Raw genomic sequence first — 12356 nt, 5'->3', positions numbered from 1 at the left:
AAATATTTTACCAACATTTTCACTCTTTGAACAGTCCTTTTTCACTATACAACTTTCACTTCTTCACTATTCACTATTACTTATTACCTAATCGACAAGTTTCGAAAGAGAAGAATGAAAAGAGAAAAGTTAAGAGAACAAAAAGAAACGACAACTTTCTTGTCGAAAATTGTCGTTTCTTTTTGGCGGAGAGAGAGGGATTCGAACCCTCGGTGCAGTATTAGTGCACACACGATTTCCAATCGTGCGCCTTAGACCAGCTCAGCCATCTCTCCTAATGCGCTTTGTCATTATATATTATTTAAAAATTTTTGTCAATACTTTTTTATTATTTTCCTTTATATTTTTATTTTTTTTGAAAAAAATAAGAACAACCGATTATTTTATTATGTAAAGGGATTTTTTAATGTGGGGTTTAATTTTAAAAACATTTGTTATTTATATTTTTATAATTTTTTCTGTCAGAATTATGGGTAAAAGACAAGTCGGTGAATTACAGCCTTCCGAATTAGTTGTCGCAATACTTATTTCTGAGCTTGCCACTATTCCCCTTCAAGATAACAAAACTTCTTTATGGAACGGCATTGTTCCTATTCTTACTTTGGTTGCTACTGAAATAATATTATCTTTTTTTATGCTTAAAAGCAGTCGTTTAAGAAGCTTTCTTACAGGCAGACCAAGCGTTGTTATAAAAGACGGTAAGCTTTGTCAAAAGGAAATGAAAAAAATGCGCTGTACTATTGATGACCTTATGGAAGAATTAAGGCTGTGCGGCGTTAAGGATATTTTAGATGTCGATACTGCTATAATGGAAACTAACGGACAAATGTCTGTTTTTTTAAAAAACGGACTTGAGCCTTTATGCGCTAATGATTTAAATATTAAAACTTCAAAAAAACCTCTTCCTATTCCACTTATTATCGACGGTACCATTATGAAGGGCAATTTACCTATTGCAAAATTAGAGTTAGACGATATATATAAAATTTTAAAAAAGAAAAATATAACCGAAAAAGAAGTGTTTTTTATGTATAAAGACTCTACTGAAAAGATTACAACAATCAAAAGAGAGTTATAAAAACACTTGACAAAAATTTTTCAATATAATATAATAAGAAAAAAATATTAAACCTTTGATTAAGAATAGTAGCAATTATTCCTTATCTTTCAGAGAGCGGTATTTTGGTGTGATTATCGCAGATGAGTTTTTTGTGAATGGACTTATGAGGGCGGCAGGAAAGCTTTTAGCAAGTAATAGCCGACGGGAAACTCTACCCGTTATCATCGGAGCGCATATGTAGTATGCAGTGAGAGGGCGAATATTCGCCAATTTAGGTGGTACCGCAGAGATAGTAACAATCTTTGTCCTATTTATTAAGGACAAGGATTTTTTTATTGTGAAAACAACAAGGTTCTGGGGTACCCGTCCGCATTTTCAATGCGTAGGCGGGTCAGGTTCTTATTGTGAAAACAACAAGGTTCTGGGGTACCCGCTCGCATTTTCAATGCGTAGGCGGGTCAGGTTCTTATTTTTTGAAAGGAATGACTAAAATGGGACTTATACGATGGTGTAATTCACGTTAATAAAATATTTATACTATTATATATAAAGGAGATAATTACAATGGCTGAAAAAAGAACATATAAAGATTTTGACACATATTATAAAGAATTTCCCTCAAAAGACGGACGCTTTGGAAAATACGGCGGCTCCTATCTTCCCCCTCAGCTTGTCCCCGCTTTTAAAGAGATTACAGATGCTTATGAAACAATCTGTCAAAGTGCTCAATTTATAAACGAGCTTCGAAGAATAAGACGTGAATTTCAGGGCAGACCCACTCCTGTATATCACTGTGAGAGACTTTCCAACAAGCTTGGAAAATGCCAGATTTACTTAAAGCGTGAGGATTTAAACCATACAGGCGCTCATAAAATCAATCACTGTATGGGTGAAGGCTTACTTGCAAAATATATGGGCAAAAAGAAGCTTATTGCTGAAACAGGCGCAGGTCAACACGGTGTTGCTATTGCTACTGCTGCTGCATACTTCGGTATGGAATGTGATATCTATATGGGTGAAGTTGATATTGCAAAGCAGTTCCCTAATGTTACAAGAATGAAAATGCTTGGTGCAAATGTAATTCCTGTTACTCACGGTTTAAAAACTCTTAAAGAGGCTGTTGACGCTGCTTTTGATGCTTATCTCAAAGAATATGAGACTGCTATTTACTGTATAGGCACCGTTGTAGGTCCTCACCCGTTTCCTATGATGGTAAGAGATTTTCAATCTGTTATAGGTATTGAAGCAAAAGAGCAATTTGTAGAAATGACAGGACATCTTCCCGATGTTATTACCGCTTGTGTAGGCGGCGGCTCAAATGCTATTGGATTTTTCTTCCCCTTCCTATCAGAGCCTGTTGATATTGTTGGAGTTGAGCCTTTGGGAAGAGGTGTAAAAATGGGAGACCATGCCGCATCTATAAGATTTGGCAAGCCCGGAGTTTTACACGGCTTTGAAAGCATTATGCTTCAAGATGAAAACGGAGAAGCGGCACCCGTTTATTCAATAGCAAGCGGTCTTGACTATCCTTCTGTTGGTCCTGAGCACGCATATCTCCACGACTGCGGCAGAGTTGTTTACGATTCTATCAATGACGAAGAAGCTATGGAGGCTTACTTTATGCTTTGCCGTTATGAAGGCATTATTCCCGCTATTGAAAGCTCTCACGCTCTTGCATACGCAATAAAATACGCAAGAGAGAACGAAACCGGCTCAATTTTAGTTAATCTTTCCGGCAGAGGCGATAAAGATATTGACTATATTTATGAGCATTACGGCTATGGTGAAAAATTCAATTTAGACTAAAATATATCTATTAAAAAATTCTGCTGTAATTTATTTTACGGCAGAATTTTTTTGCTATAATTTTATCGTAATTTAGCGTGTTTTTGTTTGACAATAAAACGCTGTTGTAGTATAATAGGTAAGTATAGCGTTATATAAGGTGGGTTATTGTATTTTTTTGTAAAATTACTACCTCGCTTTTATAAGTTATAGATAACAGAAAAATATTTTAATTAAAACGGAGTGTTGATTTTGGAAAATTTCATTATTACTGCAATACTGTTAATTTTTATTGCAGTAATGTTAGGAATTGGTATTTATTGCCGTAAAAAAGCCTCATCTTCAGTGGGCGACTTTATTATGGGCGGAAGAAGCGTAGGACCTTGGTTAACTGCTTTTTCTTATGGAACTTCTTATTTTTCAGCAGTTGTTTTTATTGGATATGCAGGTCAATTCGGCTGGAATTTCGGAGTATCTGCTACCTGGATAGGAATCGGAAACGCTTTAATAGGAAGCCTTTTGGCTTGGATGCTTTTAGGCAGACGTACCCGTATAATGACAAAGCATTTAGATGCTGCAACAATGCCCGATTTCTTTGAAAAACGTTATAACAGTAAAGCTTTAAAGCTTGTAACATCTGTTATTGTTTTTATTTTCCTTGTTCCCTACTCAGCTTCTATTTATAAAGGGCTTTCGAAACTTTTTGAAATGGCTTTTGATATTCCTTTTGAATACTGTCTTATAGGTATGGCTGTACTTACTGCCGCTTATGTTATTTTGGGTGGTTATATTGCAACTGCCATAAATGATTTTATTCAAGGAATAATTATGCTTATCGGTATTGTGCTTGTTGTATATACGGTTGTTGACGGTAAAGGCGGTTTGACTTCGGCATTAACACAGCTTTCACAAATCGAAAATCCTACAAATCCTGAGGTTTTAGGAACTTACACTTCATTTTTCGGACCGAGTGCCATAAATCTTTTGGGTGTTGTAATTCTTACAAGCTTAGGTACACTCGGATTACCTCAAATGATACATAAATTTTACACAATTAAAAACGAAAAAGCTATCAAAACAGGAACGGTTATTTCTACAATATTTGCTTTTGTAGTTGCCGGCGGCTCATATTTTATGGGTGCTTTCGGAAGATTATATTTTCCCGGTCAGACAGTCCCCGAGGGTGGATATGACAGTATAGTTCCGCAAATGCTAAGCTCCTTACCTATTGTTTTATTAGGTATTGTTGTTATTCTTGTTTTATCGGCATCTATGTCAACTCTTTCTTCTCTTGTTTTAACCTCAAGCTCAACTGTTGTTATAGATTTTCTTAAAGGCTTTTTCTTTAAAAACATGTCAAATAAAAAACAGATTTTAGCTATAAGAATTTTATGCGGTTTCTTTATTCTTTTATCAGTTGTTATAGCTCTTAATCCAACAAATCTCATAACTACTCTTATGTCTGTTTCTTGGGGTGCTCTTGCGGGAGCATTTTTAGGCCCGTTTATTTACGGACTGTTTTGGAAGAAAACTACAAAAGCAGCAGTATGGGCTGCTATTATATGCGGAATTGGCATAACCAGTTTGGGACAGTTCATTTCTATTTTCAAAATAACTCTTCCCGATATTCTTCAGCCCTACAACTCCCCCTCTAACTTCGGCGCATTGGCTATGATAGTATCACTTATAATTGTTCCTGTTGTCAGCCTTATAACACCTAAGCTTTCAAAGGAGCATGTTGATAATTCTTTTTCTTGTTATGACGTAACCGTTGTTACTCAGCATAAGTTCTCTCTTGAAAAAGACAGCTAATAATTTATAATTATAACAATAAAGTTTTGAAAGTTGGTGAAAGAGCAAAATTCATTTATAAATGGATTTATGCTTATTCGAATGAAAAGTTATATGTGGCAGCCTGAAATTGAAACAATGAACAGGACTGCGCTTGAGGATTTACAGCTTGAGCGTTTAAAAAAACTGTGTGTAAACTGTTATGAAAATGTTCCCTTTTATAAAAAAAGATTTGACGATAGCGGTCTTGACCCTTATAATATCAAATCTCTTGATGATATCAAAAAAATCCCTTATACAACTAAGGAAGATATAAGAGATAACTATCCCTACGGACTTTTCGCAGTACCTATTAAGAAAATTTGCAGAATTCACGCTTCAAGCGGAACTACAGGCAAGCCTACCGTTGTAGGTTATACAAAAAACGATTTAAAAATGTGGGCTGACTGTGTTTCACGTTTTTGTACTGCGGTTGGTGTTTCAGACGAAGATACTGCGCAGATATGCTTTGGATACGGTCTTTTCACCGGTGCTTTAGGTCTTCATTACGGTCTTGAAAATATCGGCTGTGCTGTTGTCCCCTCCTCCAGCGGAAATACAGAAAAGCAAGTAATGCTTATGAAGGATTTTAAAACAACTGTTCTTGTTGCTACCCCTTCTTATGCTCTTCATATAGGCGAGGTTGCTCGTGATATGGGCTTTACTCACGAAGATTTAAACCTTCGTGTCGGTCTTTTCGGATCAGAGGGCTGTACTCCCGAAATGAGAACTCAGCTTGAAAAGAGTCTTAACATTTTTGTTACCGATAACTACGGAATGAGCGAGTTGCTCGGACCTGGTGTTTCAGGAGAATGTGAATACAGAGAAGGTATGCACTTTGCAGAGGACTGCTTCCTTCCCGAGATTATAGACAGTGCAAGCGGAAAAGTTCTTGATAAGGGTCAAACGGGTGAGCTTGTTGTAACAACCCTTAACAAAGAAGGTATTCCTATGCTTCGTTACAGAACTAAGGATATAACAAGACTTAACTATGACGTTTGCAAATGCGGAAGAACCCATGTAAGAATGGACAAGGTTTGCGGACGTGCTGACGATATGTTTAAAATTAAAGGCGTAAACGTATTTCCCTCTCAAATTGAAAGCGTACTTATGGGGATTGAAAAAGTAGGTACAAGCTATCAGCTTATACTTACAAGAACAGGCTTTATGGACAATCTTGAGGTTAAAGTAGAGCTTGTAGACGGTTCTTTGCTTGAAAGCTATTCTATGCTCGAAATGCTCGAAAACGAAATACGCCACAAATTAAGAACTGTTCTCGGTCTTGACTGTAAAATAACTCTTGTTGAACCCAGAAGTTTAGAAAGAACTGCCGGAAAAGCTAAGAGAGTTATTGACCTTAGAAATAAATAATATATCAACGGAAAGAGGCAAAAATATGAATAAAATTATGTTAGGAAACGAAGCCGTTGCCAGAGGCCTTTATGAAGCCGGCGTTAAGGTTGTTTCAAGTTATCCAGGAACTCCAAGCACAGAAATAACAGAATTTGTATCTACATATGATGAAATATACAGCGAATGGGCATCCAATGAAAAGGTAGCGGCAGAAGCTGCTTTTGGTGCTTGTATGGCAGGCGCAAGAAGCTTTACTGCTATGAAGCACGTTGGACTCAATGTTGCAGCAGATTTGCTTTTTACCGCTTCTTATACAGGTGTAAACGGCGGTTTTGTAATTGCTGTTGCAGATGACAGCGGAATGCATTCCTCTCAGAATGAGCAGGATTCCCGTCATTATGCTATTTCTTCAAAGGTACCTATGCTTGAGCCTTCCGACTCTGCTGAATGTCTTGAATTTACAAAAAAAGCTTTTGAAATTTCCGAAAAGTTTGATACTCCTGTTATTTTAAGACTTTCAACAAGAGTTTCTCACTCACAGTCTATCGTTAAGCTTTCTGAGCGAAATGAGGTCGGACTTAAAGAATATGTAAAAAATCCGCAAAAATATGTTATGATGCCCGGAAATGCAAGACCGAGACACACTTTTGTTGAAAACAGAACAAAAGAGCTTTCACTTTATGGGGATACATCAGAATTAAATAAAATTATCAAAGGCGGAAAAATAGGTGTTATCACCTCAGGTATTGCTTACCAATACGCTCGTGAAGCTCTTGGTGATAAAGCTACCTATTTGAAATTAGGTCTTATCAATCCCCTTCCCGAAAAGCTTATAAGAGATTTTGCAAAAGATTTTGATAAGCTTTACATCATCGAAGAATTAGACCCTGTTATAGAAACAGCGTGTAAATCTATGGGCCTTAACACAATTGGAAAAGAACTGTTTTCTTTGGAAGGCGAATATACAGCAACTATAATAAAAGAAAAGATTTTAGGTGAAAAGACTGAGTTTATCTGCTTAGACGAGACTGTTCCCGTTCGTCCTCCTGTGCTTTGTCCCGGCTGTCCTCACAGAGGTATTTTCTATGTTTTATCAAAGCTTAAGCTTCACGTAAGCGGTGATATCGGCTGCTACACATTAGCAGCACAACTCCCCTTAGGAGCTATGGATAGTACAATTTGTATGGGAGCTTCTATTTCAGGACTTCACGGCTTTAATAAAGCTGTCGGTGAAGCAAGCGAAAAGAATAGTGTTGCAGTTATAGGTGATTCCACATTTATTCATTCCGGAATTACAGGACTTATTGATATTGCTTATAATGCTTCAAATACAACTGTTATTATTCTTGATAACAGCATTACAGGTATGACAGGACATCAGCAAAACCCCACAACAGGCTTTACAATTAAGGGTGAACCTGCAAATGCAGTTAATCTTGAAGCTCTTTGTAAGGCTATCGGCATAAAAAGAGTTTGTGTTGTTGACCCCTTTGACCTTGATGCTTGTGAAAAAACAGTTAAGGCAGAGCTTGCTGCTGACGAGCCTTCTGTTATTATTACAAGACGTCCCTGCGCATTACTTAAGAGTGTTAAACCTGCTCCGGCAGTTAAAATCAATGCTGAAAAGTGCAAAAAATGTAAAATGTGTCTTAAAATCGGCTGTCCTGCAATAAAAAACAGCGACAACGGTATTGTTATCGACTCTACACTTTGTACAGGCTGTGGACTTTGTAAAAACGTTTGCAAATTCGGCGCCATTGAATAACGGATTTTAGAAGGAGTATATAGTTATGAATACTAAAAGTATAATGATAGTAGGCGTAGGCGGTCAGGGCACTTTGCTTGCAAGCAGAATTATAGGAACAGCTCTTATGTCCGAGGGCTATGATGTAAAGGTTTCAGAGGTTCACGGAATGAGCCAGAGAGGCGGTTCTGTTGTAACGTATGTAAAATACGGAGAAAAGGTATTCTCCCCTACCGTTGAAAAAGGAGAAGCTGACCTTATTCTTTGCTTTGAAATGCTTGAGGCTTTAAGATATGTAAGCTATTTAAAGCTCAGTGGAAAAATGCTTGTAAACACCCAGAGAATTGACCCTATGCCTGTAATTACCGGTGCTATGGAATATCCTGAGCAAATTATTGAAAAAATAAAGGCAGCAAACATTAACATCGAAGCCTTTAACGCTTTGGATTTAGCAAATAAAGCCGGTTCTTCAAAAGCAGTAAATGTTGTTCTCATCGGTGCATTAGCACGCAATTCAGAAATTAAAAAAGAAGTATGGTTAGATTCTTTAAAGAAAAATGTTAAAGAAAAGTTTTTAGAAATGAATATTAAAGCCTTTGAACTTGGATATAATTTATAAACTAAAATAGGAGATAATTTATTATGAAAATACAGCAAATTTCAATTTTTGTAGAAAATAAACCCGGAAGACTTGCGGAAATAACCAGATTACTTGCTGACAATGACGTCAATTTAAGAGCTCTTTCTATTTCTGACACTACAAAATTTGGTATTTTAAGAGTTATTGTTGACAAACCTACTCTTGCTGTTGAAGTCCTTAAAAACGAAGGACTTACCGTTTCATATACCGATGTTTTAGCAATAAGTATTTCTGACAATCCCGGAGGCCTTGCATTACCTTTGGAAATTCTCAATCGTGAGGATATTGCCATTGAATATATGTATGCATTTATCGGTTCTACTAATAATCAAGCTTATGTTATTATAAGAGTTGAAGATAACGAAAAGGCTATTGCTGCATTATCTGCTGCAAACATTCCTCTTTTAAACGCAAACGACGTTTACACTCTCTAATCAGAAAGGAAATAACCGCTTTGGATAAAAACAGCACTCCGGACCTTTGGATATATGAAAAGGAAGAAAAAAGTAACGGTTTTGAGATTGTTTGCGGTGTTGATGAAGCCGGCAGAGGTCCTCTTTGCGGTCCTGTGTGTGCGGCAGCTGTCATTTTACCTTATGGACTTGAAATCGAAGGGCTTAACGATTCCAAAAAGTTATCCGAAGCCAAAAGAGAAAAGCTTTTTGATATTATATGTACTCAAGCTATTTCTTATGGAATTGCATTTGCTACCAACGAGGAAATTGATGAGCTTAATATTTTAAACGCTACTTTTTTAGCTATGAGAAGAGCAGTTGATATGCTCTCACCTACTCCTCAGCTTGCATTTATTGACGGCAACAGAATAAAGGGAATTGATATTCCTACTAAATGCATCGTAAAGGGAGATGCTAAAAGTGCCAATATTGCTGCGGCTTCAATTCTTGCAAAAGTTACCAGAGATAGATATATGCTTGAGGTAGACAGGCTTTATCCCCAATACAATATAAAGAAGCATAAGGGCTACCCTACCAAAGAGCATATTGAAGCTGTTAGAAAATTCGGTGCTCCAAAAGAAATTTACAGACAATCATTTCTCAAAAAAATTCTTTTTAGCGAGGATTGATTTTATGTTTCTTTTTTCTAAGAAAACTCTTAAAAAGAAGCTTGGGGATTTTGGAGAAAACCGTGCTCAAGCCTTTTTAAAGAAAAATGGATTTGAAATTATCGAAAGAAATTTTCGTACAAATTTCGGAGAAATTGATATAATAGCAAAAAAAGAAAATGTTTTTCATTTTATTGAGGTTAAAACGAGAAATCAAAGCACTAAATTAGCCCCAAGATGTGCAGTTAACAATGAAAAACAAAGAAAAATCACCAATACAGCTTGTATTTATTTAAAAAAGATTAAACCTACTCCGCATATAAGCTTTGATGTTATTGAAGTTATTACGGATAACGAAAACAACGTTACATATATTAACCATATAAAAAATGCTTTTTACTCAAAGCGATAAAAATCGGAGGTGTACAATGAAAATTGCAGATATGCATTGTGATACTCTCACAGAGCTAAAGGATAAAAATAAAGATTTTTTTAAAAACGACCTTCATATATCTCTTGAAAAGGTTCAGAAATATAGTTTCTACTGTCAGGTTATGGCTGTATGGACCTCTGATGAGCTAAAAGGAATTGAAAGATATAATAACTTTATTGAAAAATATGAGCTTTTGCAAAAAGAGCTTGAAAAAAATAAAAAGCTTAAATTATGCTTTAATTATAAAGATTACTGTTATGCAAAGCACAACAACAGAACAGCTCTTTTCCTTGCTATTGAAGGTGCAGGAGCAATAGACGGTTGTCTTGATAAGCTTGATTATGTATATAAATTAGGTGTAAGATTTATTACTCTTACCTGGAACGCTTCAAACGAGCTTGCAGACGGAGTTTTAGTTAAAAATCCAAAAGGGCTTTATGATTTTGGAAAGCTTGCATTACAAAGAATGGAGCAGTTAGGCATTGTTGCCGATGTTTCTCATTTAAGCGAAAAAGGATTTTGGGATATTATTGAATGTACTCAAAAGCCCTTTGCAGCTACTCACAGTAACGCAAAAGCAATCTGCTCTCATAAACGTAATCTTACCGATAAGCAGCTTATTGAAATGAAAAACAGGGATTGTATTATAGGATTAAATCTTTATCCCCTTTTTTTAAGCAACGACGAATCAAAGGCATCTATTGATGACATCTTAAGGCATACAGAGCATATGCTTTCTCTCGGACTCGAAAACAATATAGCTTTAGGCTGTGATTTTGACGGGGTTTCATCGTTACCTAAAGGGATTTGCGGTATTGATGATATGGATAAGCTTTATGAGGCTTATTTAAAAATCAATTATCCTCAAACTCTTGTTGATAAAATATTTATTAAAAACTTTGAAAGCTTTATTGAAAAACAATTTTAAAATATCATTTGAAAGGCTGAAATCCAATGTTTACAAGCACAAGAAATAAAAATATAAAAATACACGCTTCAACAGCAATTAAGCAAGGTATTTCAAACGAAGGCGGACTTTTTGTTCCTACCGAATTTAAAAATGTTTCAAAAGAAAAAATAGCCGAGCTTTGCAAAGAGGATTATAAGGGCAGAGCTGCCTATATTCTCGGTCTCGTTCTCGACGATTTTACTCCCGAAGAAGTAAAGAACTGTGTTGACAATGCTTATACAAAAGAAAAGTTCGGTGACTCCCCTGCTCCTCTAAAAAAGATTGACAATTCAGCCTTTGCTCTTGAATTATGGCACGGACCTACCTGTGCTTTCAAGGATATGGCATTACAGATTTTGCCTCATCTTACAACCTGTTCATTAAAGAAAACAGGAGAAGACAAAACTGTTCTTATTCTTGTTGCCACATCAGGCGACACAGGTAAAGCTGCTCTTGAAGGCTTTGCAGATGTTGAAGGCACTAAAATACTTGTATTCTATCCCACTGACGGAGTTTCCAACATTCAGAAACTGCAAATGACCACTCAGGACGGAAAAAATGTTGCAGTTTGCGGAATTTACGGTAATTTTGACGATGCTCAGAACGGCGTAAAAGCTATATTTACTGATAACGAGGTTAAAAAATCCTTAGCTGATAAAGGTTATATTTTCTCAAGTGCTAACTCTATAAACTGGGGACGCCTTGCCCCTCAAATAGTTTATTATTTCAGTGCTTATTGCGACCTTTGCAACGCAGGAGAAATAGAGCTTGGTGAGAAAATAAATATTACTGTTCCCACAGGTAACTTTGGAAATATTCTTGCCGCTTATTATGCTATGAAAATGGGACTTCCTGTTAACAAATTTATATGCGCTTCAAATAAAAACAACATTCTTACCGACTTTATTGAAAGCGGCGTATATGACAAAAACAGAAGCTTTTTTACAACTGCTTCTCCCTCAATGGATATTCTTATTTCAAGTAATCTTGAAAGACTTTTATTTGACCTTTGCGATTGTGATGATGTAAAGCTTTCATCCTTTATGAATTCTCTTAAAAACGAAGGAAAATACACTATTGACAAAGATATGCTTGACAAGCTTCAGTCTTTATTTGTTGGTGGCTATTGCGATGATATCGGTACTAAAGAGTGTATTAAGAAAACCTTTGATGATTTCTCTTATGTTATAGATACTCATACTGCAGTTGCGGTAAAGGTTTACAATGAATACAGAGAAAAAACCGGTGATAATACAAAAACTGTTATTGCCTCTACTGCTTCTCCCTTTAAATTCAACGAAGCTGTTATTGAAGCTCTTACAGGAGAAAATGTCAACGGTCAAAATGAATTTGAGCTTTTAGATAAGCTTTCTGCTATTGGAAATATTGAAGCTCCCAAAGCATTATCTCAGCTTAAAACCAAAGCTGTACGCTTTAAAGATACCTGTAAAAAAGAAGATATGCTATCAGCTGTCAATACTATGCTTAAATAGATTTTA

Annotated in this window: 11 protein-coding genes and 1 tRNA gene; 11 read left to right on the top strand and 1 reads right to left on the bottom strand. The window is 36.1% G+C overall.

What is annotated here, in order from left to right; translation table 11 throughout:
* Positions 1 to 183: 183 nt before the first annotated feature.
* Positions 184 to 275, bottom strand: a tRNA-Ser gene (locus E7480_02415).
* A gap of 131 nt (positions 276 to 406) precedes the next feature.
* On the opposite strand from E7480_02415, the gene E7480_02410 reads away from it, so the two are divergent.
* From E7480_02410 to E7480_02360, 11 genes are all read left to right on the top strand, one after another.
* A complete protein-coding gene (locus E7480_02410) occupies positions 407 to 1078 on the top strand; it encodes a DUF421 domain-containing protein (protein ID MBE6903440.1) in 672 nt (223 codons plus the stop codon).
* A gap of 546 nt (positions 1079 to 1624) precedes the next feature.
* Positions 1625 to 2866, top strand: coding sequence for a tryptophan synthase subunit beta (gene trpB, locus E7480_02405; GenBank protein ID MBE6903439.1), 1242 nt, complete (start codon positions 1625 to 1627; stop codon positions 2864 to 2866).
* 279 nt (positions 2867 to 3145) lie between these two features.
* On the top strand, positions 3146 to 4657 hold the full coding sequence (locus E7480_02400; GenBank protein MBE6903438.1) for a sodium:solute symporter: 1512 nt from the start codon (positions 3146 to 3148) through the stop codon (positions 4655 to 4657).
* Positions 4658 to 4750: 93 nt separating this feature from the next.
* Entirely contained in the window at positions 4751 to 6046 is a 1296-nt protein-coding gene (locus E7480_02395) for a phenylacetate--CoA ligase (GenBank protein ID MBE6903437.1), read from the top strand.
* Between the two features lie 25 nt (positions 6047 to 6071).
* Positions 6072 to 7793, top strand: coding sequence for an indolepyruvate ferredoxin oxidoreductase subunit alpha (iorA, locus tag E7480_02390; GenBank protein ID MBE6903436.1), 1722 nt, complete (start codon positions 6072 to 6074; stop codon positions 7791 to 7793).
* A 25-nt stretch (positions 7794 to 7818) separates the two neighbouring features.
* Positions 7819 to 8391, top strand: coding sequence for an indolepyruvate oxidoreductase subunit beta (locus tag E7480_02385; protein MBE6903435.1), 573 nt, complete (start codon positions 7819 to 7821; stop codon positions 8389 to 8391).
* 23 nt (positions 8392 to 8414) lie between these two features.
* On the top strand, positions 8415 to 8846 hold the full coding sequence (locus tag E7480_02380) for an ACT domain-containing protein (GenBank protein ID MBE6903434.1): 432 nt from the start codon (positions 8415 to 8417) through the stop codon (positions 8844 to 8846).
* A gap of 20 nt (positions 8847 to 8866) precedes the next feature.
* Complete coding sequence (locus E7480_02375; GenBank protein ID MBE6903433.1) at positions 8867 to 9496, top strand: ribonuclease HII; 630 nt, start codon at positions 8867 to 8869, stop codon at positions 9494 to 9496.
* Positions 9497 to 9500: 4 nt separating this feature from the next.
* Entirely contained in the window at positions 9501 to 9887 is a 387-nt protein-coding gene (locus E7480_02370; GenBank protein ID MBE6903432.1) for a YraN family protein, read from the top strand.
* Positions 9865 to 10836: a membrane dipeptidase gene (locus tag E7480_02365; GenBank protein MBE6903431.1), complete on the top strand. Its 972-nt coding sequence runs from the start codon at positions 9865 to 9867 to the stop codon at positions 10834 to 10836. The genes E7480_02370 and E7480_02365 overlap by 23 nt, the downstream gene beginning before the upstream one ends.
* Positions 10837 to 10862: 26 nt before the next feature.
* On the top strand, positions 10863 to 12350 hold the full coding sequence (locus tag E7480_02360) for a threonine synthase (protein ID MBE6903430.1): 1488 nt from the start codon (positions 10863 to 10865) through the stop codon (positions 12348 to 12350).
* Positions 12351 to 12356: the final 6 nt, after the last annotated feature.

This window comes from Oscillospiraceae bacterium (genome assembly GCA_015067255.1).
In the GTDB taxonomy this organism is placed as follows: domain Bacteria; phylum Bacillota; class Clostridia; order Oscillospirales; family SIG519; genus SIG519.
Note: the sequence above shows the minus strand (reverse complement) of the source record. Positions and strands in the feature narration are given on the sequence as shown.